The organism is Bacillus sp. SN32 (assembly GCF_002837495.1).
Lineage (GTDB): Bacteria > Bacillota > Bacilli > Bacillales > Bacillaceae > Bacillus > Bacillus subtilis.
In genome coordinates this window covers 435,403-456,713 of sequence record NZ_PJCT01000001.1, presented here as the reverse complement: position 1 = coordinate 456,713, position 21,311 = coordinate 435,403, and the positions used below count along the sequence as shown (strand labels likewise).

Below are 21,311 nucleotides of genomic sequence, written 5' to 3'. Positions count from 1 at the left end.
CGATATGCATACAATGTGGAAGGGATCGATCAGCTTTGGATTAGTAAACATCCCCATCAAGCTATATGCGGCCACAGAAGATAAAGATATTAAACTGCGCAGCCTCCATAAAGAGGATCACGCACCAATCAAATACGAGAAAGTTTGCACAAATTGCGAAAAAACTCTTAGTCCTGATGAAATTGTGAAGGGATATGAATATGTAAAAGGCAAATATGTAGTGCTGACGGACGAAGATTTAAAAAGCTTAAAACAGGAGCATGAGGAGAAAGCAGTTGAGATTGTTGACTTTGTTCAGCTTCAGGAAATTGATCCGATTTATTTTAACCGCTCCTACTTTGTCGGCCCCGGGGATAATGGGACGAAGGCCTATACCCTGCTGCGTGAGGCGCTGCGCTCAACCGGAAAGATCGGTATCGCCAATATGACAATCAGGTCAAAGCAGCAGCTGGCGATTCTCCGCGTTTATGAAAATTGTATCGTCATGGAGTCTATCCATTATCCCGATGAGGTCAGAAGCGCCGCTCATGTCCCAGGTGTACCTGATCAATCGAATGTAAACGATAAGGAACTGCAAACTGCTATCACATTAATAGATGAACTGACTGCTGAGTTTGAGCCTGAGAAATATGAAGACACGTACCGACAGGCGCTGCTGCAAAGAGTCAACGACAAGCTAGAAAATAAAGAAACGGCCGTCACTCCTGATAAAGCGCCACCTCGTGAAGATGTCATTGACCTGGTAAGCGCTCTGCAAGCCAGCATTGACAGAACCAGAAGGCCGAACCGGGAGACACCGGCTGCCGCACCTGCACAAGCCGCTGAACCGAAAGGAGCCGGAGATAAAAAACAAAAAACAACTAGAAAAAAAGCCTCCGGCACGTCATAGCCCATGGCGTTTACCATGCAGCCGGTCTTAACTTCGTCACCGCCAATCGGAGCAGAATGGCGTTACGAAGTAAAATATGATGGGTACCGCTGTATTCTCCGCATCCATTCTTCAGGTGTGACCTTAACCAGCAGAAATGGTGTGGAGCTCAGCAGCATCTTCCCTGAAATCACACAATTCGCCAAAACTGCCTTTCAGCACATGGAAAAAGAGCTTCCGCTGACACTTGATGGTGAAATCGTATGTTTGGTGAATCCTTGTCGTGCAGATTTTGAACACCTTCAAGTGCGGGGGCGTTTGAAAAGGCCAGACAAGATTCAGGAATCGGCAAACGCGCGGCCGTGCTGCTTTCTCGCCTTTGATTTGTTAGAGCGAAGCGGAAAAGATGTAACGCTTCTTTCGTATTTGGACCGCAAAAAATCGCTGCATGATCTCATATCCGCAGCAAAGCTTCCTGCATCTCCAAATCCTTACGCAAAAGAAACCATTCAATCCATTCCCTGTTATGATCATTTTGATCAACTCTGGGAGATGGTAATAAAATATGACGGAGAAGGAATTGTAGCGAAGAAAACAAACAGCAAATGGCTTGAAAAGAAGCGGTCGTCCGATTGGCTCAAATATAAAAACTTTAAACAAGCTTATGTTTGCATAACAGGATTCAACCCTAATAACGGGTTTCTGACGGTATCGGTATTAAAAAACGGAATAATGACACCGATTGCCTCTGTCTCGCACGGAATGCGCGATGAGGAAAAAAGCGCTATACGCAAGATTATGGAACAGCATGGACATCAAACACCCTCAGGCGAGTTTACGCTTGAACCTTCGATTTGTGCAGCTGTTCAATACTTAACAATTCTCCAAGGTACATTAAGAGAGGCATCGTTTATCGGTTTCGAATTCCAAATGGACTGGACCGAATGCACGTATGCGCAAGTCATACGATACTCCAAACCGGTTCACCCAAAGCTCCAGTTCACAAGCCTGGATAAAATCATATTTGAAAAGAATAAAAAAACAAAAGAAGATTTTATTCAGTATATGATTGAAGTCAGTGACTACCTGCTCCCATTTCTGAAAAACCGTGCTGTCACCGTCATCCGCTATCCGCATGGATCTAGGAGCGAATCATTTTTCCAAAAAAACAAGCCAGACTATGCGCCGGATTTTGTTCAGTCCTTCTATGATGGAAGCCATGAACATATTGTCTGTGAGGATATGTCTACATTGCTATGGCTTTGCAACCAGCTTGCTTTGGAGTTTCACGTTCCTTTTCAAACCATTAAAAGCAGGCGTCCCGCTGAGATTGTCATTGATTTAGACCCGCCTTCGCGAGATGACTTTCTTATGGCCGTGCAGGCCGCAAATGAACTGAAGCGGCTGTTGGATTCCTTTGGCATCACATCGTACCCGAAGCTGTCCGGCAACAAAGGCATCCAGCTTTATATTCCCTTGTCTCCCGAGGCATTTACGTATGAAGAAACACGCCACTTTACGCAGCTGATCGCAGAGTACTGCACCAATGCATTTCCCGAGCTCTTTACCACTGAACGCTTGATTAAAAACAGACACGGCAAATTGTATCTTGATTATTTGCAGCATGCAGAAGGAAAAACGATTATCTGCCCCTATTCGACGAGAGGAAATGAGCTTGGGACTGTTGCAGCCCCGCTCTACTGGCATGAGGTGCAATCATCTTTAACACCCGCTCTGTTTACAATTGATACGGTCATCGATCGAATTAAGAAGCAGGGCTGCCCATTTTTTAATTTTTACCGCAACCCGCAAGACGAACCGCTTAGCGCCATATTGCATCAGTTAAAGAAAAAGAGCTGACTTCATTAGTCAGCTCTTTCCGTTTAACTGTACTTTTTTTCTAACCGCTCTTTTTCCTGGCGCTGGAGCGGGCTCAGCTGCTCATTATACAAATCAATATCAATCGCGTATTTCGGCCGTCTTTTCACTTCAGAAAAAATCGTTCCAATATACTCTCCGATGATGCCAATTCCCATCAATTGCAGCCCGCCCAAAAACCAAATGGATATGATGAGAGACGCCCAGCCTGCATTCGTATGGCCGAGCAGCTTTTGAATAAACGCGCCAACCCCTGCCACAGCGCTGAGGAAAAACAAAACAAACCCTAAAAGCGTAAAGAATCGAATTGGTGCGACACTGAATGAAGTAATCCCGTTAAAAGCGAAGGATAGCATCTTTTTCAGCGGATATTTCGTTTTGCCAGCAAAGCGTTCCTTGCGGTCATACAAAACTTCGGCCGATTTAAAGCCGATCATAGGGACAATACCTCTTAAAAACAGATTCGCTTCCGGATAACGCTCAAGCTCTTCGAGGGACCTTTTATTCATTAAACGAAAATCAGCATGATTATAAATTAATTTAATCCCAAGCTTATTCATGAGACGATAAAACCCTAACGCGGTCGTGCGCTTGAAAAAGGTATCGGTTTTTCTGCTCCGGCGTACACCGTAAACGATCTCGCAGCCCTCATGATATTTCAGCATAAAATCCCGGATCACAGAGATATCGTCCTGAAGATCAGCGTCGATCGAAATGACGCAGTCTGACTTATTCTTCGCTTTATGCAGTCCGGCTAAAAGCGCTTTTTGGTGGCCGACATTGCAGGCTAATTTTAAGCCGGTAATCTTCTTGTTTCTAATGCTCTCCATAGCAATCAAAGCCCAAGTGCGGTCTTTGCTGCCATCATCGACAAACAGAATTTTACTGTCTTCAGCAATTAATTTTTCTTCAATTAAATCATCTACAACCTCTGTCAGCTGACGGCTTGTTTCTTGAAACACTTCCTCTTCATTGAAACACGGAACGACGATGGTTAATACTGGCTGTGACTGTTTCAATCGATATCCTCCTTATCTTGTTTCATATAAATAAATGCGCCAGGCGGAATCTTTATGGTCAAACGTCTTAACGAGCGCGAGATGGTTTTGTTCAGCATTCATGATCGGAACTGAAGAAAAAATGTACCGTCCGCCCATTTTTTTAAATACATCTGTATTTAATTGAAGGTTGTTGATCGTTTTCTTCGAGTTCTTTTTGAAATCATATCGTTTACCGAGTTCATCGACAAAAAGGTAGCAGCGGCTGCCCCATTCATCAAAGTATTGTTTCAGCCGAGAATTTTTTTCCAGCTCTTTTTCGATGATTTTCCTAAATTCATATTTATATGAAAGCGGATACAGATTGTTATACGTATCTAACGTATAAAACCCGTTATATTGGGCGATAGACGGATGCAGTCCGATGCTCGCCACCCTGTACGAATCCTGCGGACGTCCGATATATTCCTTAATCTCTTTGAATTGCTCCGATGCATAAAACTCCTTGAATGTCGGCGCGTTGTAATGAACGCCATACGTATATTCTTCATTAAAAGGCGCCAACACCATCAGCTGTGCAGCGACTGCGGCGTACACAAGCCATTTCCATCCTTTCCCCATCCGCCAAATGAGATATAAAGCAAGTGCAAAGCTCACGTATATAACAAGCGGCCGAAGAAAATGAAAACGGGCAAAATTAAATTCTGCTAAAAAGGCAAATTTCTGCTTTGGAACAGCCCAAATTTTGTTGAACCAAAACGCATACCATAATGACAATCCGTAATTAAGCACACATAAAAACAGATACACATTTTCTGGCTTTGTCCGATTTCGTTTGAACAGAAGAGCAGCAAATACGACCAGCAGGATCGGGAGGATGACAACGGTATGAACGGTCATCACATGATTATGACCATAGACAAAGTTTTTTACGGATAGCCGAAGAGAATGCCAAACGTCATGCCTGGATGAGATAAATTCGATACGATGCATCGGTGCGTGCTCAAACAGCATCGAATAGACAAGCCGATATTCAACGAAAAGATAAATACTCGTCATAAATGCAATACTGCCTAAGAACATCAAATTCCATCTTCTTTTTGTAATGGCATCATACAGCCAAAAACACGCCATCCCTGTCAGGAAAAAGAAGAAGCCTAGAACAAAGCTTGAGTATAGAGGGAGCAAGCCCAGCGTCAGCCACTCTCTCCATGAGATATCCCCTTTTCGGATATTTAAAAAAGCCCACAGTGCCAAAGGGTACCCAAGCGTACTCAGCATTCCCGAAGGCCAGAACGGTGTTAAGGCAAATGCAAGCGATACGCCAATTCGGATGAAAGCCGCTTTTGGTTCCGGGATTATATGTTTCTTCAGCAGCACATACATTCCAAAAAAAGCGACAACTCTTGTAACCGTCTGGCTTATTGCATAGGCGGTCATGGAAGAAAAGAAAGCATGGAGCCAAACAATTCCGCTCCACTCGGTGCCAAAGGCATCCCGGGGCAGCCCGTTAATGATTTGCGGAATGGCAGCGTCAACCTTGCCGACGATTTCTCCGCTATCGGCCAGAACCTTGTACCAAGCGATGTTGGAATCTAAATTATCGTGGACCCGGATATGGGCATCTTCCTTTAAAATAAAAAGCGGGGATACATACAATAAAAGAAGAAATAATGCGATCCAGAGATAATATGTTTCTTTTTTTTGTTGTCTCATCAATCGTAACATTGCTTACACATCCATTTGTTATTCTGACTCCGTCGGCATGTTCTGCCTCATGTGTCAAAATTTATTATCCCTTTTCCCTTCCAAATCATTCATCATATGACAATCCGTTTTTCAGCCTGTCTCTACCCATTAATTCCCGCTATCCATAGGGCTTGATCACTTACTATACTGATAGAAGGGAGGGGATATATTTTGTTTACAATCTTACTTTCATTGGCCATACTCGTATTTGTGCCATTTCTATATAAAGCGAACCGCAATACAAAAGATGTGAAAGTCAACACCATTTCAATCGACCAAAAAGACGGCCTTCCAGCCAGAAAAAAATTAAATATCCTTCATTTATCTGATCTTCACTTGGAAAACATTTCAGTCTCACCTGAGGAGCTGTATCATTTAACAAAAGATCAGCCTGTGGACATCATTGCTCTTACCGGGGATTTTCTTGATCGGAAACGTAATATTCCGAAACTGGCAGGTTACTTGAACGCCTTGCAAAAGCTAAAGCCTGCATATGGAATGTACGCGGTGTTCGGTAACCACGATTATGTATTGAAAGAAGAGGACTTTCGGAGATTGAAGCGAGTTTTAGAGGAAAACGGCTGTATTACGCTGCAAAATGAACATGTTCGAATCGAGACGGCTGCAGGGCCAGTCAATATTATCGGCATTGATGATTACAGTACGAATCGGAGTAATATCACCGGCTCTTATCAAAGTCTGGAAAATGGCTATCATCTTGTCTTAACACATGACCCAAATATTATTCTGGATATGAAAGATGTTCATTATGATTACCTGCTGTCAGGGCATTTTCACGGCGGGCAAATTCACTGGCCAAAACCGTATCATTTGGTGAAAATGGGAAAGCTCGTGCGAATGAACATGATTAAAGGCCTTCATTATCATCACGATAAACCATTTTATATCAGCGAGGGCTTGGGACAAACCGGCGTAAATATCCGTGTCGGAAGCCGCCCTGAAGTAACATTTCATCAGATTTAATCAAAAAAGACTGTGCTGACCGAGGCATCAGTCTTTTTTTTGATATGTTTTCTGCAGCTTTTCTTTTGAGATAAACAAATAGGATGAATTCGGTAAATGCCGCAAGCTCACAGGCTTTGAAGTCAAATATAAAATCGGCACATGGGACACTTTTTTAAAGCATCTGTAAAAAGGGTTCACCGGGGTGATCACATCAAAGCCGAGCCTTTCCACACCTTTGTCAAGCATTGTAATCCCAATGATTCCTTTAATTTTCTCGCTTTTTTTATGATTGTTGATATAGTCAAGAAGAAGCGGCATCGATTGATATACTTTCTGATAAATAATGATTCCTTTTCTGACCGCGCTCTCAATGCTTTGCAGTTCTCTTATCAGCTTAATATTGTGCAGATGAATTTTAACGAGCACATCATTTTTTCTAATATGCGTTCCATCGCTCAGTACGACATGATGTCCTTTATACTTCGTCAGCCTGACTCGAAAAACGCTTTTTTGATCGTTGTCAATCAAGCTTAGCCTTGAAAAAAAGAAATAAATCGGATCAACCATTCTCCAAATGGAAAGGAAACAGGTTTTCATCTTTTCACCTTCCTTGTGATCAAAAACACCCTTATATTTTGTGAACGTTCTCCTCAAAATATAGTTGCCATATTTTTTAAGGAGGACTGTCATGAAAAACATTCTCATTTTTCCTTTTTTAAGCATTTCCACCGGGCATCATCATGTGGCTGATGCATTGCAGGCTGAATTAGAGTCTCAAGGGCTGGCATCAGAAAAGATTGATATCTTTTCACATGCGTATAGGCGGTTAGAAAAATTGTCCTCCGTGGCTTATTTAAAATGGATTCAATATTTCCCGAAAACGTACAGCGGCATTTACAGGCTCCTCGCCTGCGGAGAATTTCAGCATGACAAACGCTATTTCATGTACGAATGGCTGTTCACACAGCAAATGAGGCACATTCTCCAAGAAAAACAGCCTGATATCGCCTTCTGCACACATGCGCTGCCTTCTTATCTGCTGAACCGATTAAAGCCTGAATATCCGAATCTGACGGTTGTGAATGTATACACTGATTTTTTCGTAAATCAATTATGGGGAAGGAAGAACATTGATTACCATTTTGTTCCGAGCACGGAAGTAAAGAAGCAGCTAATATCAGAGGGGATCGATCAGAACAACATATACTTGACCGGTATTCCAGTTCACCGAAATTTTGAAATGGAATCAGCAGATACCTTGCAGCACCACCCGCCATATACCATCATCATCACAGGGGGCAGTATGGGGGTCGGCGGGATTTTAAAATGGGTGCAGGAACTGTCGCCAGGCGGAAAGATCTTATACAAAATATTATGCGGCAGAAACGAAAAGCTCTACTCCTATGTCAAAAGTTTACACCACCCCTTGATTGAGGCGATTCCTTACCTTCACAGCAAAGCAGAGATGAACCATTTGTACGAACAGTCGACAGGCATCATGACTAAACCCGGAGGCGTGACCATCAGTGAATGCTTACAGAAACGGCTTCCGGTATTTATTTATCATGCACTGCCGGGACAGGAGGAAATGAATTTAAACCTTCTACATGAAAGGAAACTCGTCACAGATATGAGAAACTGGGACATGAAGAAAGCAGAAGAGTATATCGCGGCATTTTTTCAATCGAACGAACAGATGAAAGAGTATAAAAAACACGTCAATGGATACCTTGGCGAAATGTCTGATAGGAAGATTGAAGATGTTTTAAAAAGAATCTTATGAAACAAAAAAACACTCTCCTGAAACAGAGAGTGTAGAATAGTTAACGAAACAGCAAATGCTGGCTGTGTATGCCTGCTTTCTTGAGCAGGACGATCAGCTGGTCCTGTTCATCAGGCGAAAGGCCTGAAAACGCTCTCGCAATACGCAGTGCATGAATCGGATAAATTTTATCCAAATACTCATTTCCCTTGTCAGTTAAATGTGCGTAAACAGAGCGTTTATCTTTCGGGTCCTGCTCCCTTACTAAAAACCCGTTTCTTTCTAGTTTGTCAATAACATATGTGACGTTTCCGCTTACAAGCAGAAGTCTCGACCCAATTTGCTGTAATTTTTGCGGGCCTCTTGTGTACAGGAGTTCCAGTACAGCAAATTCAGTGGGATTAAAACCGTGCTCTTTGCTATCACGGATACTATGTTCGGACACACTTTTGAAAGCCCTTGCAAAAACTCTGTACAAATTCATCGCACGCTCAACTTCTTCTTCGTTAAACGATAATCTCATCATATCTACCTCGTATATAGGATTTTTATAAAAAAATAATGAAAACCCTTACATATAATAAGAGTTCAGTCCCTTACTATACGTATTCGCTATAATTCGAGAAATTCCTTCTAAAAGCAAAAAAATCCTTATACATTATCTTGTATAAGGATAATTTTTATGATTTGTAATGCTTCGAAAGAAATAAGCATATTCTTTCCGAAGCTCAGAAATCGTCATTTTGTTCATGACCTCTTTATTATAAACCCCTATCTGATAGAGTTTTTCAGAATAATGGCGTCGTTCTTTTTCTAAAGCGGATTTCAATAAATTACTCATAGCGTCCTCCTTCATTTTGAGGTATCCTATACAAAAGATACTCTTTTTAAATGAACGTGGTATGAATCTAATGTAAAGAATTTATGTTTACGAAGATTTTCGGTATTGTCCGTTTTGAACCGATCTTAATAATTGAAAAGCCTGTTCTCCGGCAAGCTGCATAAACGTCTCCAGCATTTCATCACGCTTGATATCCAACTCTATAATTTCTTTTGCCAGTGAGACCGCTTTTTCTTCCTCCATGATTATCCTTCCTCCTCGTTTGATTCGTTACATAAAGGATAAAACGCGCTTGGGTGTTACGCATTATTCTTGTTAATTTTTCTTCCGTATTTTTTCAAAAATCTTCTATTTGATGTTAGAAAATATGACAAGCGTCAGGTTTTTTCTCTTTGTTTTTTATATACTATTATCAAAAGACATCCAGGGGTGGAAAAATGACCACAGAAGATCATTCTTATAAAGACAAAAAAGTGATTTCAATCGGAATTGTGAGTGAATTGACAGGATTGTCCGTAAGACAGATCAGGTATTATGAGGAACGAAAGCTCATTTACCCGCAGCGTTCTTCAAGGGGGACAAGAAAATACTCCTTTGCTGATGTAGAGCGGCTGATGGATATCGCCAATAAACGTGAAGACGGCGTACAGACGGCAGAGATTTTAAAGGATATGCGCAAAAAAGAACAGATGTTAAAAAACGATCCGCAAGTGCGGAAAAAAATGCTGGAGGGGCAGCTTAATGCTCACTTTCGGTACAAAAACCGTTAAATAATAAAAGTCCGGCTCGCAGTTGAGACGGACTTTTTACGTTTATAATGAGTGAATGAATGCAGTGGCAATGCCAAAGTAGATTAATAAAGATAAAATATCGTTTAACGTTGTAATCAGCGGTCCAGAAGCAATCGCCGGGTCTACTTTCAGTTTGTGCAAAATAATAGGGATAATCGTTCCTGACATCGTGCCGATGATTAAGGTTAAGAACAGTGAAGAGGCGACAACAAATCCCAAAAGCGCATTCCCCTGCCATATGATGGAGACAATCGCAATCAGCACAGAACAAACCGCTCCGATAAAAATGCTTGTTCTGAACTCCCGGAAGATCAGGCGCACAATCGTTTTTTTGTTCATTTCTTCTTTAGACAAACCTCTGATGACAACCGCGAGAGATTGTGTTCCCGTATTTCCTGTCATCCCTGACACCATCGGCATGAAAAACGCAAGCGCGACAACCTGCTTCAGCGCATCTTCAAAATAGCTGATAATGCTTCCTGAAATCAGTCCGATAAACAAGAGTAAAATCAGCCATGGCAGGCGCCGGTATGCCGCCACGTAAGCTTTTGTGTCAAAGGTGATGTCTTTACCGGAAGCGGCAAATTTTTCGTAATCCTCATCAGCTTCCCGAATAACGACGTCGATAATATCATCGACCGTCACAATGCCGACAAGCACGTTGTTTTCTTCTACAACCGGTATTGCCAAAAAATCGTAACGTTCAATCAGGCGGGCAACTTCTTCCTGGTCCTGAAGAGCATCTGCTGATATGACGCGGGTAAACATTAAATCCTGCACCTTTTCTTCAGGTTCACCCAGAATCAAATCGCGGTAGGAAAGAACCCCAACCAGCTGTTTGCTTTCATTAATAACATATAAGTAGTTGATCGATTCAGCTATTTCAGCGAAGCTTTTCAGTTTGACGACCGCGTCTTTTACCGTGTAATGCTGAGGAATCCACACATACCGGTTTGTCATCATGCGTCCCGCTGAATCAGCCGGGTAATTCATCAAGAGCTGTACAGCTTTTGATTCTGACGCTTCCATGCTGGACAAAAGCTGTTCCTTCAGTTCTTCGTCCATTTCTTCAAGCAATTGAGCGAGGTCATCGTTGTCCATTTTGTTCATCGCCAGTGTTGCTTTTGTTTTTCCGACTTTATTTAAGACGACAAGCTGAAATTCGCGTTCCAGCTCCCCGATCATATCAGTGATATCGTCTACAGTTAAATAAGATAAATAGCGGGCGCGGTGTTTTTCCGGCATTTCTTTAAAAATAAATGCCATGTCATAGGGCTGAAGCTCATCAATAACACTTCTGAAATCCCTGATTTTCCCGTCTCGCAGTAAAATAATGATGCGTAAAATGAGTTCGTCATAGGTCATGTTTTGAACCATCGGGACTCGTACCTCCTCTACGGAGACGTGCCGGCCTCGCCAGAAGGTGCGGCAGTTCGTCTCCTCATCGTGTAATCAATTGTCTTGCTGTCATAGTATATGGGTACTTCTTCAGATTGACTCGAATGGGGAGAATCCATACTCCGCACCTCCTTTGATTGGTTTCGTTTTAAAGGCATAAAAAAAGCCTTCGGGATTGAAGGTGAAAGAAGCACGGCAAAAAAAGCGTGCGGGCGCCTTCAATCGTAGAGCTTTAGCACTGTATGGCATAGGACAAGCATCCAGCTGCATTAAAAATCACCTTATGTCGATGATTTCTGTTGACCCATTGGCGTCTTTGGACATTTTTGGGCAGCAGCGTATCTCCATACAGGAGCCTCACCTAACGAAGTTCCTAATTGAATTGACACACTGAGATTACAGAAAAAAACAAGCTGTGTCAACTCAAAAAAGTAATAAATGCGCTTACATCACAATTACGGAACAAAACAAGGGCCAAAGCCCTTATTCTGTTGTTTGTGTCTCGTCATCTTCAGAAAGCAAATGATACGTTTCATGAAGAAATAAGGCATACTCTCCTTCCTTCGTCGGATGAGGGACATATTCAGCCTGATTGATGTATTGCTCCTCTTTCTTTTCCATGCGTTTCGCCTCCTTTTCTACTTAGATTGTCCAAAAGAAGGTTTCTTATCATGAAAAACCCCCGCTGCAGCGGGGGTTTTGATTAGTCATCTATCTCCTGTTTGATAATGCGTCCATCTTTTGCGGAAATTTCAAATTCTGTCTCAGTTCCTTGCTTCGTTTGGATTTCCATTTCATAGATGTAAGCACCGTCATCTTCGTCAAGCTTACTTTCTGTTACGGTTCCACCTGTTTGCTTTAAAGCAATTTCTTCAGCTTCTTCTTTGGTTATGGCGACTTGTTCTGCTTTCTCCTTTAGCGGGTCATTAAGCGCTTGTTTTGTATGAATATCTACATAAACGTCGTAGTCTTCACCTTCTTTTTCAATCTCCACTTCAAAGACTTCTTTACCGTTGTAAAGGTCTCTGTCAATGTCTTCTACTGTGCCGTCAACAACTGTTTTAGCAATTGCTTCTGCTTCTTGTTCAGTGAGTGCATCCGTCTTAGAAGAAGCCTGTCTGTTTTCATTGTTTTCTTTGGCAAACGCGTTGTAGCTGAATCCTCCGGCCGCTAGGCACCCTGCTAAAAGACCGACCATCCATTTTTTCTTGAGCATTTGTGAGTCCTCCTTTGTTTTGTATGAGTACAGTTTACACACTCAACATGAAAGGAAAACGAGAGCAAGATGAGAATTTGATGAGAAACCGTCAGTCTTCATACACAATGTTAGCTACCTTTCCTGTGTAGGCATTGATTTTCACTGTCGCTTCCTTATTATCAGGAAGATCAATGTCTACTTCAAAGATGAGAGTGCCCTCACTTTCTTCGAGATCTGCGTCATCCGCTGTTCCTCCCGTTTCTCGCTCAGCAATTGTTTTGGCTTCTTTTTTCGTAATCGGCGTTTTTTGTTGATCTTTGCTGCTGATTTGATCGGCAGACAAGACTGTTTTTGCCTGCATGTCTACCTTCACTTCGTATGTTTTCCCATCTTCTTTTTGTATGGTATAAGTGGCAACTCGACTTTGTCGTGTTTGTTTTTTGACCGTTCCCGGCACCCGCTCAAGCGCGAGTTGCTCGGCTTCTTTTTCTGTCATGGCAGATGGATTCACTGCTTTTACTCTATTCATTGAAAGAATGTCAGCCGATATTGCGTCTGCTTTTACAAAGTAAGTTCCCTTTTGATTTTCAAGCGTTATATCATATGTTTTTTTATCCTTTGATTGTGTTGCTTTCGTGACCTTGCCTTCATAAGAGGCTTCGACTTTTTTTACGACAGTCTCCTTTGACAATACGTTCTCATGGGTTTGCCGAATGATGAGAAACGTACAGATGATGACAACTAAAATGGCTGCTGCAGCAAAAGATACTGTTTTTATTGTTTTAGTCATCGGCCTCCCCCATTCTGTTCGCTGAATTGCATGGTGACAGCTGTTCCTTGTCCCGGCTTGCTTTTGACAGACAGCTCAATGCCATGCTCATCGGCGATTTGCTTGGCAATGGAAAGGCCTAAACCCGTTCCGCCTGTTTTTCTGTTTCGTGCTTCATCTGCCCGGTAGAACCGTTCGAACAAATGCGGGATATGCTCCTCAGGTATTCCGATGCCTTCATCCCTCACTGATAAAAATGGCCGTCCATTCCTCGTTCCAGCTGACATCTCAATAGGCTTTTCACTATACTTTATTGCATTATCAAGCAAAATGGTCAACAGCTGCTTGATGCGTTCTTCATCAGCCTTTACAAGCAGGCTCTCTTTATCTGTTTCAAGCAATATGTCACGCTGATAAACAGACTGGAGCGTTTGCATAACCGCGCGCGCCGCTTCAATCAGATCGATTGTTTTCAGATCAAGCTCAAGCTCTTGATGACTTTTGGCCAGCGCCAAAAGCTGATTGGTCAGTTTTTTCATATGCACCGCTTCTGAGTGAATGGCTTCTATCGACTCCTCAAGCACCTCCGGCTTTTTTGCCCCCCACCGCTTCATCAGGCTGCTGTAGCTTTCTATAATGGTGAGCGGCGTTTTCAATTCGTGTGAAGCATCTTGAACAAATTGCTGCTGTTTATCATAGTGCTCCTTCAGCATCATTGCCATTTCATTAAATGTCAGCCCCATTTGATACAATTCATCGTTGGACTGTCCTTCTAAAGAAATCGTTTTAAATTCTTTGTCTCGCTGTATGTCTTTCATTGTGATCATTAATCGTCTGATCGGATTGATGATTCGGCGGGCTAGCAAGCTGCCTGCAAAAAAAGAAGCAATGCAGACAGCAGCACTTGCAGCGATTAAGATGATTTTCAGCAGAAACAGACTCTCTTCTGTGTTCTCAAGCCTTTCAACCAGCTGAAGAGAAACCACTTGTCCATCGGTCCAAATCACCGGAACAGCAGCCTCGGCAAACAGCTTGCCGTCATGTTTCCTCACATCTGCCGTTTCTCCGCTATGAAAAGAGAGAGGAAAACCTTTATAGGCTTTTTCTTTTGTGATCGTCATAACGGCTTTTTGCTCACCATTCACTACACGCACCATGCCATTTGCCGGAAGATAGGCCTGCAGCATATCCTGCAAAGCCACTCCTTCTGTTTCAGCGGCACGCAGCGCTTCAGCCATGTTATCCGTCTCATCAGCAAGCCGGACCGCATCCTTTGATGTCAGCGCAGACGAAAAAATGAGATATACTGCGGTATGAACCAAAATTAATAAAATCAACAGTGATATTGATGTGTATAGATGAATCTTGGTCTTCAGCTTCATCGTTTACCCCTTAATGGCATAGCCGACCCCGCGAATCGTATGGATCAGCTGTTTTTCGTAAGGATAGTCCAGTTTTTTTCTGATGTATCTTATGTAGACGTCCACGACATTTGTATCACCGATATAATCAAATCCCCATACCGAGCTTAGAATTTGCTCCCGTGTCAGCACTTGCTGCGGATGCTTTAGCATATAGACGAGTAGATCAAATTCCCGCGGCGTTAATTCCACCTCTTTGTCTCCGCGTCTCACTTCACGGGTTTTTTCGTTCACCCGCAAATCGTCATATGTAAGAAAGGTGCCGATATCTTCCGTTTTTGTTCCATTTTGCCGCAGCGCCGCCCTGATTCTCGCAAGCAATTCCTCGATTTCAAACGGCTTGGTGACATAGTCATTCGCACCGATGTCCAGACCTGTTACCTTATCAGGAATACTGTCTCGCGCCGTTAATAATATGACCGGTGTCTGCGGATCCGTTTTTCTCAAGCGGCGCAGCACTTCCAGTCCGCTAAGCCCCGGAAGCATGACATCAAGAAGCACCAAGGAATACCCGCCTTTCGCTGCCGCATCCAGACCTTCTGTGCCATTGTGTTTGATGGTGACGCTGTATCCTTCATATTCCAATTCAAGCTGAAGAACCCTGGCGATTTTTTCTTCATCTTCCACAATTAATATGTTTCCTTTTTCCAAATTTGATCATCCTCTCCCGTCCCTATATGAAAAAAATGATTTCGTTGTTTACAAAATGATTCTTATCATCTATTATGATGTCAAAATAAAAAATTGTATACGGAAAGCACTAGGGGTGCTGTTTTGGCTGAGATAAAGCGCGGAAGAAACGCGCTTTGATCCCTTATGACCCGATCTGGATAATACCAGCGTGGGGAAGTGCAGGTTGACCGAATGGTGTATTTTTTTGTGCGCTTAATCGATCTATGACTGCATATTCCCTTAGGATATGCAGTTTTTTATTTTACCAAAAAAACAGGAGGTCGGAGAAATGGAGCATATTTGCGGTACAAGCAGAATCGCCGGTTTTCGCTTCTCTTTATATCCGATGACGGATGATTTTATCAGTGTGATCAAGTCTGCGCTGAAAAAAACAGACACATCCAAGGTATGGACGAAAACCGACCATATCAGCACGGTGTTACGCGGATCGATTGATCATGTATTCGATGCTGCAAAAGCCATTTACCTTCATGCAGCAAACAGCGAAAAACACATCGTCATGAACGGCACGTTTTCCATTGGATGCCCGGGTGACACACAGGGGGATACATATCTTTCCAAAGGTGATAAGCGTGTCAATGAAGATGCTGTCCGAGGCTTGAAGGCGGAAGCGCCGTGCCAATTTGCCCTTTATCCAATGAACGAGCCGGATTATATGGGATTGATTATGAAGGCTGTCGACATTGCAAAAGCCCAAGGCACTTTCGTACAGGGTGTCCATTACGCGAGCGAGCTTGACGGGGATGCGCATGACGTATTCAGCACATTGGAGGCCGTTTTCCGCATGGCTGAGCAGCAAACAAACCACATCACCATGACTGTGAATCTTTCGGCTAACAGTCCATCAAGAAAAAACAGAAAGCAGGGATAACATGAAAAGCTGGAAAGTAAAAGAAATTGTCATCATGTCCGTTATCAGTATCGTATTTGCCGTTGTTTATTTATTATTTACACATTTCGGAAACGTACTTGCAGGTATGTTTGGGCCAATCGCCTATGAACCGATTTACGGCATTTGGTTTATCGTTTCTGTGATCGCCGCGTACATGATTCGAAAACCGGGTGCGGCGCTCGTTTCTGAAATCATTGCCGCTCTCGTTGAGTGCCTGCTGGGAAATCCGTCTGGCCCGATGGTCATCGTCATTGGCATTGTTCAAGGGCTCGGGGCTGAGGCTGTATTTCTTGCAACACGCTGGAAAGCATACTCTCTCCCTGTCCTTATGCTGGCCGGTATGGGGTCTTCAGTAGCCAGCTTTATCTATGATCTCTTTGTTTCTGGCTATGCAGCCTATTCACCAGGTTATCTGCTCATTATGCTTGTGATCCGCCTCATTTCCGGCGCGCTTTTGGCGGGGCTTCTCGGAAAAGCTGTCAGCGACTCTCTCGCTTATACAGGTGTGTTAAACGGAATGGCACTCGGAAAGGAACTGAAAAAGAAACGGAAGCGGGCGTCAGAACATGCAAGCCTTTGATGAGCTTCTGACGGTTGAGCAGCTCAGCTTCTCTTATGAAGAAGACGAGAAACCGGCTTTTCAAGACATTTCGTTTGAGCTTCAAAAAGGAGAATGTGTTTTATTATTAGGACCGAGCGGATGCGGTAAAAGCTCGCTCGCCCTTTGTTTAAACGGTCTATATCCGGAGGCTTGCGACGGCATTCAGTCCGGACATGTCTTTCTATTTCAAAAGCCGGTCACAGATGCTGAAACCTCCGAAACGATTGCTCAGTATGCCGGGGTCGTTTTTCAGGATCCTGATCAGCAGTTCTGCATGCTGACGGTAGAGGATGAAATTGCGTTCGGGCTGGAAAATCTGCAAATTCCAAAAGAAGCAATGACAGAGAAAATCAACGCCGTATTAGAAAAATTACGCATTACCCATTTAAAAGAAAAAACGATCTCAACCCTTTCAGGAGGACAAAAGCAGAAAGTGGCTCTCGCCTGTATTTTGGCGATGGAGCCTGAGCTTATTATTTTAGATGAGCCGACCTCTCTTTTAGACCCTTTCTCAGCGCGGGAGTTCGTTCATCTGATGAAGGATCTTCAGCGGGAAAAAGGTTTCAGCCTCCTCGTCATTGAGCACCAGCTTGATGAATGGGCGCCTTGGATTGAGAGAACGATCGCGCTTGACAAATCAGGCAAAAAAGCGCTGGATGGCCTGACGAAAAATCTATTTCAACACGAAGCGGAGACACTAAAGAAATTGGGCATCGCCATTCCAAAGGTCTGTCATCTGCAGGAAAAGCTGAGTATGCCGTTTACTTTATCAAAAGAAATGCTGTTCAAAGAGCCTATTCCCGCCGGGCATGCCAAAAAGAAGGAAGCTCCTTCTGGGGAGAGTGTGCTTGAAGTCAGCAGCCTTTCGTTCGCGAGAGGACAGCAGACGATTTTCAAAGACATCAGCTTTTCGTTGCGCGGAGGCTCTTTAACGGCGCTTGTCGGTCCGAACGGCACTGGAAAATCGACGCTCTTATCAGTTCTGGCCCGTCTCATGAAACCGCAAAGCGGCAAAATCCTTCTTTATGACCAGCCGCTGCAGAAATATAAAGAAAAAGAATTGCGTAAACGGATGGGATTTGTTTTTCAAAACCCTGAGCATCAATTCGTCACCGATACGGTGTATGACGAGCTTCTGTTCGGCCAGAAAGCAAATGCTGAAACTGAGAAAAAAGCGCAACACCTGCTGCAGCGTTTTGGTCTTGCGCATTTGGCTGATCATCATCCGTTTGCGATCAGCCAAGGGCAAAAACGGCGACTGAGCGTAGCTACTATGCTCATGCATGACGTAAAGGTTTTATTATTAGACGAACCAACCTTTGGCCAGGATGCCCGCACGGCGGCTGAATGCATGGAAATGATTCAGCGTATCAAGGCAGAGGGAACCGCTGTCCTTATGGTTACACACGATATGGAGCTAGTCTCTTCGTATGCTGACAGCGTGCTTGTGCTTCACGATACGGGCCTGGCCTTTGACGGATCTCCAGCGCAGTTGTTTTCTCAAGAAACAGGGCTTGTCCAAAAAGCAAAGCTCACCCTTCCCCTTCTATATGAATGGATGGCATATCAAGAGGAGGTGCGTGATGAAGCAGCCGTTACATCTCATTAATCCGACTGTGAAAGCGGCGGCGGTTTTTTGTTGTGTCGTCATGCTGTCGTTTATTTACAACCCTTACACTCCGGCATGTTTTTATATCATCATCGTTGCGGGCGTTCTACTGGCGGCCGGAATCCCATTGAAAAAATGGTTGTTGTTTACGATTCCGTTTTTGATTTTAGCATTCGGGTGCGTGTGGACAGCCGCAGTTTTTGGAAAGGTGCCGACAACACCGGATAATTTTTTGTTTCAAGCAGGCCCTATCTCAATTAACAGCGATAATGTGTCTGTCGGCATCTCCCTTGGGTTTCGTATTTTATGCTTTTCCGCCTTATCGATGATGTTTGTTTTTACAACCGATCCGATTTTATTTATGCTGAGCCTTGTCCAGCAGTGCAGGCTCTCACCAAAGCTCGCGTACGGTGTCATTGCAGGCTTTCGCTTTCTTCCGCTGTTAAAGGATGAGGTCCAGCTGATTCAGCAGGCTCATAAAATCAGAGGAGGAGCGGCGGAGAGCGGCATCATTAATAAAATCAGTGCGTTAAAACGATATACCATACCCCTATTGGCAAGCGCCATCAGAAAAGCGGAACGGACAGCGCTTGCAATGGAATCGAAAGGTTTTACAGGAAGCAGAAACCGGACATACTACAGGACATTGAGCGTGAATCGGTGCGACTGGGTGTTCTTTTTCCTCGTCCTCTTATTATTCGCGGGATCCTTTCTCGTATCTTTATGTTTCGCATCATAAAAAATCCGCTATCACAGATAGCGGATTTTTTTATTGATGATAGTTTAATGCTTGGGCAAGGTTGGTTTTAATGGTAATATTCGAAAAGTCAATCCCCAGCTGTACAGCAGTTTGCGCAATTTCAGGCCTGATTCCTGACAGGGTTGACCGGACACCGATCAGATTAAGCGCCTCAATCAATTTAAAGATCTGGTGCGCCACCATCGTATCCACCACAACAACACCTGACAGATCGATTAACAGATGCTCCACACGTCTTTTCGCACAAGCTTGAAGCGTGTTTTCCAAAATAAACTTCGCCCGTTCGGTATCAATGTCACCGACAAGCGGCAGCAGAGCTGTTGATTTGCTCAGGGTAATGACAGGTGAGCTTAGTTCCAATATCATTTCTCTTTGGGCGTTTAATTGCTGCTTGGCATTCATTTCAGCGTGATCAACGAATGTATAAATGGTGAAATCAAATACTTTTACAATCAAATCTGCCCATTTTTGCTTCTCTCCTGGTTCAAACGCTGACTCATTTTCTTCTGCGAACTTCTCAAAATACTTCGTATATAATCTCCTGTTTCTCATAAACTCCCGAATGACATACTGAACCGGTGTGTCGAGATGTTTTTGATCGTTGGTCAGCTCAATGACCCACTCTTGAAACTCTTCGAGAAATTGTTTTTCCGGTAAAACATACATGTAATTCAGATGCCGGTAAAATTCTCTGTCCTGCTCTTTCAATTCTTCCGTTACTGTTGCATTATGTAGGGCGTAAAGCGAATTCGGATCACTTTCCTCCATCGTTTCAATCCATTCCTCGGCCATTTGTTCCACATGCTCTGAAAAAAATGCATATAATTTTTCATTCAGTTTCATGACACTGCTCCTTTCCCCAACACTATTATAACTTGACTTACAGTTGAATCCCAGTCATACACGCCGAAGCCATCCAATATTTTGAAGATTACTAATTCTTTGGTGTGTATCCTATTTTTTCAAAATGCTTCAAATGGCTCTGTCCGAGCGCTTGCTTTTTTCATATAATATGAGGCAACACCCTTGAATCCACTTGAAAGCATAAAAAAGGAGGGCTTTTTTATGAATGGTGAAATCCGCTTGATCCCGTATGTGACGAATGAGAAGATCATGGATGTAAACGAGCTTCCTGAGGGCATTAAAGTGATTAAGGCGCCAGAAATGTGGGCAAAAGGGGTAAAAGGCAAAAATATTAAAGTTGCTGTATTAGACACGGGCTGCGACACAAGCCACCCTGATTTAAAAAATCAAATCATCGGCGGAAAGAACTTCACGGATGACGACGGCGGCAAGGAAGATGCGATTTCCGACTACAACGGACACGGCACACACGTCGCCGGAACGATTGCAGCTAATGATTCAAACGGAGGCATTGCCGGAGTCGCGCCTGAGGCAAGCCTATTGATTGTGAAGGTTCTTGGCGGCGAGAACGGCAGCGGACAATACGAATGGATAATCAACGGCATCAACTACGCGGTGGAACAGAAAGTCGACATCATCTCAATGTCCCTTGGAGGGCCAAGCGATGTGCCAGAGCTGGAAGAAGCAGTGAAAAACGCAGTCAAAAACGGAGTGCTTGTCGTTTGTGCAGCGGGAAATGAGGGTGACGGCGACGAACGCACAGAAGAGCTTTCCTACCCCGCAGCTTATAACGAAGTCATTGCAGTTGGATCTGTTTCAGTAGCACGAGAATTATCAGAATTTTCTAACGCAAATAAAGAGATTGACCTTGTGGCACCAGGAGAAAATATCTTATCCACCCTTCCCAACAAGAAGTACGGTAAGCTGACCGGCACTTCAATGGCTGCCCCTCATGTCAGCGGTGCGCTTGCTTTAATCAAAAGCTATGAAGAAGAATCATTTCAAAGAAAGCTTTCTGAATCTGAGGTTTTCGCACAGCTAATCCGCAGGACACTTCCTCTTGATATTGCAAAAACGCTGGCAGGCAATGGATTCCTGTATTTAACAGCTCCTGATGAACTCGCAGAAAAAGCAGAGCAATCACATTTGTTGACCCTATAAGATTATTTTTCTTATATAATATACACCACATTATATAAATAAAAATTTCAAATTCTATGTTGACAATGAATTTGAATTACTGTTAAGATTAC

At 43.4% G+C, this 21,311-nt stretch carries 23 protein-coding genes, 1 pseudogene and 2 riboswitches; of the genes and pseudogenes, 10 read left to right on the top strand and 14 right to left on the bottom strand.

The annotated features are described in order from the left end of the window. Positions 1-4 precede the first annotated feature (4 nt). Both ku and CW370_RS02535 read left to right on the top strand, forming a co-directional pair. Positions 5-889 carry a non-homologous end joining protein Ku gene (gene ku, locus CW370_RS02540; RefSeq protein ID WP_024572505.1) on the top strand — a complete coding sequence of 295 codons (885 nt, stop codon included), beginning with the start codon at positions 5-7 and terminating at the stop codon, positions 887-889. Between the two features lie 3 nt (positions 890-892). Continuing rightward, a complete protein-coding gene (locus CW370_RS02535; protein ID WP_024572504.1) occupies positions 893-2,728 on the top strand; it encodes a DNA ligase D in 1,836 nt (611 codons plus the stop codon). Positions 2,729-2,751: 23 nt separating this feature from the next. On the opposite strand, the gene CW370_RS02530 is transcribed toward CW370_RS02535, so the two are convergent. After that, entirely contained in the window at positions 2,752-3,765 is a 1,014-nt protein-coding gene (locus tag CW370_RS02530) for a glycosyltransferase family 2 protein (RefSeq protein WP_024572503.1), read from the bottom strand. Between the two features lie 12 nt (positions 3,766-3,777). Beyond that, the gene (locus CW370_RS02525) at positions 3,778-5,472 is read right to left on the bottom strand and encodes a DUF6044 family protein (protein ID WP_029946398.1); all 1,695 of its coding nucleotides are present in this window, start codon (positions 5,470-5,472) and stop codon (positions 3,778-3,780) included. Positions 5,473-5,664: 192 nt separating this feature from the next. On the opposite strand from CW370_RS02525, the gene CW370_RS02520 reads away from it, so the two are divergent. After that, on the top strand, positions 5,665-6,477 hold the full coding sequence (locus CW370_RS02520; protein ID WP_015715771.1) for a metallophosphoesterase: 813 nt from the start codon (positions 5,665-5,667) through the stop codon (positions 6,475-6,477). A gap of 27 nt (positions 6,478-6,504) precedes the next feature. On the opposite strand, the gene CW370_RS02515 is transcribed toward CW370_RS02520, so the two are convergent. After that, positions 6,505-7,056: a YkoP family protein gene (locus tag CW370_RS02515; protein WP_024572091.1), complete on the bottom strand. Its 552-nt coding sequence runs from the start codon at positions 7,054-7,056 to the stop codon at positions 6,505-6,507. Positions 7,057-7,147: 91 nt separating this feature from the next. On the opposite strand from CW370_RS02515, the pseudogene CW370_RS02510 reads away from it, so the two are divergent. Continuing rightward, positions 7,148-8,277, top strand: a pseudogene (locus tag CW370_RS02510) (MGDG synthase family glycosyltransferase). A gap of 5 nt (positions 8,278-8,282) precedes the next feature. On the opposite strand, the gene CW370_RS02505 reads toward CW370_RS02510, so the two are convergent. The 3 genes from CW370_RS02505 to CW370_RS02495 form a co-directional block, all read right to left on the bottom strand. Continuing rightward, a complete protein-coding gene (locus tag CW370_RS02505; protein WP_003232536.1) occupies positions 8,283-8,747 on the bottom strand; it encodes a MarR family winged helix-turn-helix transcriptional regulator in 465 nt (154 codons plus the stop codon). A gap of 132 nt (positions 8,748-8,879) precedes the next feature. Continuing rightward, the gene (gene ykoL, locus CW370_RS02500) at positions 8,880-9,062 is read right to left on the bottom strand and encodes a stress response protein YkoL (protein WP_003245766.1); all 183 of its coding nucleotides are present in this window, start codon (positions 9,060-9,062) and stop codon (positions 8,880-8,882) included. A gap of 87 nt (positions 9,063-9,149) precedes the next feature. Then, on the bottom strand, positions 9,150-9,305 hold the full coding sequence (locus CW370_RS02495; protein ID WP_003232538.1) for a hypothetical protein: 156 nt from the start codon (positions 9,303-9,305) through the stop codon (positions 9,150-9,152). Between the two features lie 194 nt (positions 9,306-9,499). Here CW370_RS02495 and tnrA point away from each other — a divergent pair, with 194 nt between their 5' ends. Further along, a complete protein-coding gene (gene tnrA / locus CW370_RS02490) occupies positions 9,500-9,832 on the top strand; it encodes a MerR family transcriptional regulator TnrA (RefSeq protein ID WP_003232541.1) in 333 nt (110 codons plus the stop codon). A gap of 42 nt (positions 9,833-9,874) precedes the next feature. On the opposite strand, the gene mgtE is transcribed toward tnrA, so the two are convergent. From mgtE to ykoG, 7 genes are all read right to left on the bottom strand, one after another. Beyond that, a complete protein-coding gene (mgtE, locus tag CW370_RS02485; protein ID WP_003232543.1) occupies positions 9,875-11,230 on the bottom strand; it encodes a magnesium transporter in 1,356 nt (451 codons plus the stop codon). Between the two features lie 17 nt (positions 11,231-11,247). After that, positions 11,248-11,370 carry a hypothetical protein gene (locus tag CW370_RS21690; protein ID WP_009967087.1) on the bottom strand — a complete coding sequence of 41 codons (123 nt, stop codon included), beginning with the start codon at positions 11,368-11,370 and terminating at the stop codon, positions 11,248-11,250. Between the two features lie 91 nt (positions 11,371-11,461). Continuing rightward, a riboswitch (M-box (ykoK) riboswitch) is annotated at positions 11,462-11,627 on the bottom strand. 107 nt (positions 11,628-11,734) lie between these two features. Next, on the bottom strand, positions 11,735-11,872 hold the full coding sequence (locus CW370_RS02475; RefSeq protein ID WP_003218541.1) for a transcriptional regulator SplA domain-containing protein: 138 nt from the start codon (positions 11,870-11,872) through the stop codon (positions 11,735-11,737). Between the two features lie 82 nt (positions 11,873-11,954). After that, positions 11,955-12,467: a PepSY domain-containing protein gene (locus tag CW370_RS02470; RefSeq protein ID WP_101169472.1), complete on the bottom strand. Its 513-nt coding sequence runs from the start codon at positions 12,465-12,467 to the stop codon at positions 11,955-11,957. Between the two features lie 91 nt (positions 12,468-12,558). Then, positions 12,559-13,239 carry a PepSY domain-containing protein gene (locus CW370_RS02465; RefSeq protein ID WP_101169471.1) on the bottom strand — a complete coding sequence of 227 codons (681 nt, stop codon included), beginning with the start codon at positions 13,237-13,239 and terminating at the stop codon, positions 12,559-12,561. Beyond that, a complete protein-coding gene (ykoH, locus tag CW370_RS02460) occupies positions 13,236-14,600 on the bottom strand; it encodes a two-component system sensor histidine kinase YkoH (protein ID WP_101169470.1) in 1,365 nt (454 codons plus the stop codon). The genes CW370_RS02465 and ykoH overlap by 4 nt, the downstream gene beginning before the upstream one ends. Positions 14,601-14,603: 3 nt before the next feature. After that, positions 14,604-15,290, bottom strand: a complete 687-nt coding sequence (gene ykoG, locus CW370_RS02455) for a two-component system response regulator YkoG (RefSeq protein ID WP_101169469.1) — start codon at positions 15,288-15,290, stop codon at positions 14,604-14,606. A 101-nt stretch (positions 15,291-15,391) separates the two neighbouring features. Next, positions 15,392-15,504: riboswitch (TPP riboswitch) on the top strand. Positions 15,505-15,600: 96 nt separating this feature from the next. Between ykoG and thiU the strand changes: the two genes are divergently transcribed. From thiU to thiX, 4 genes are read left to right on the top strand one after another with little or no spacing between them, the layout of a single operon-like run. Then, a complete protein-coding gene (thiU, locus tag CW370_RS02450) occupies positions 15,601-16,203 on the top strand; it encodes an HMP/thiamine ABC transporter substrate-binding protein ThiU (protein WP_014479602.1) in 603 nt (200 codons plus the stop codon). Between the two features lies 1 nt (position 16,204). After that, the gene (locus CW370_RS02445) at positions 16,205-16,804 is read left to right on the top strand and encodes an ECF transporter S component (protein ID WP_003232554.1); all 600 of its coding nucleotides are present in this window, start codon (positions 16,205-16,207) and stop codon (positions 16,802-16,804) included. Next, a complete protein-coding gene (locus CW370_RS02440) occupies positions 16,791-18,434 on the top strand; it encodes an ABC transporter ATP-binding protein (protein WP_101169468.1) in 1,644 nt (547 codons plus the stop codon). The genes CW370_RS02445 and CW370_RS02440 overlap by 14 nt, the downstream gene beginning before the upstream one ends. Next, entirely contained in the window at positions 18,409-19,173 is a 765-nt protein-coding gene (gene thiX, locus CW370_RS02435; RefSeq protein ID WP_024572085.1) for an HMP/thiamine ABC transporter permease ThiX, read from the top strand. The genes CW370_RS02440 and thiX overlap by 26 nt, the downstream gene beginning before the upstream one ends. A gap of 30 nt (positions 19,174-19,203) precedes the next feature. Here thiX and rsbRB read toward each other — a convergent pair whose 3' ends face one another. Continuing rightward, positions 19,204-20,037, bottom strand: coding sequence for an RsbT co-antagonist RsbRB (gene rsbRB / locus CW370_RS02430; protein WP_003232560.1), 834 nt, complete (start codon positions 20,035-20,037; stop codon positions 19,204-19,206). A gap of 222 nt (positions 20,038-20,259) precedes the next feature. Between rsbRB and isp the strand changes: the two genes are divergently transcribed. Beyond that, positions 20,260-21,219, top strand: a complete 960-nt coding sequence (gene isp / locus CW370_RS02425; protein WP_029946400.1) for a serine protease Isp — start codon at positions 20,260-20,262, stop codon at positions 21,217-21,219. Positions 21,220-21,311: the final 92 nt, after the last annotated feature.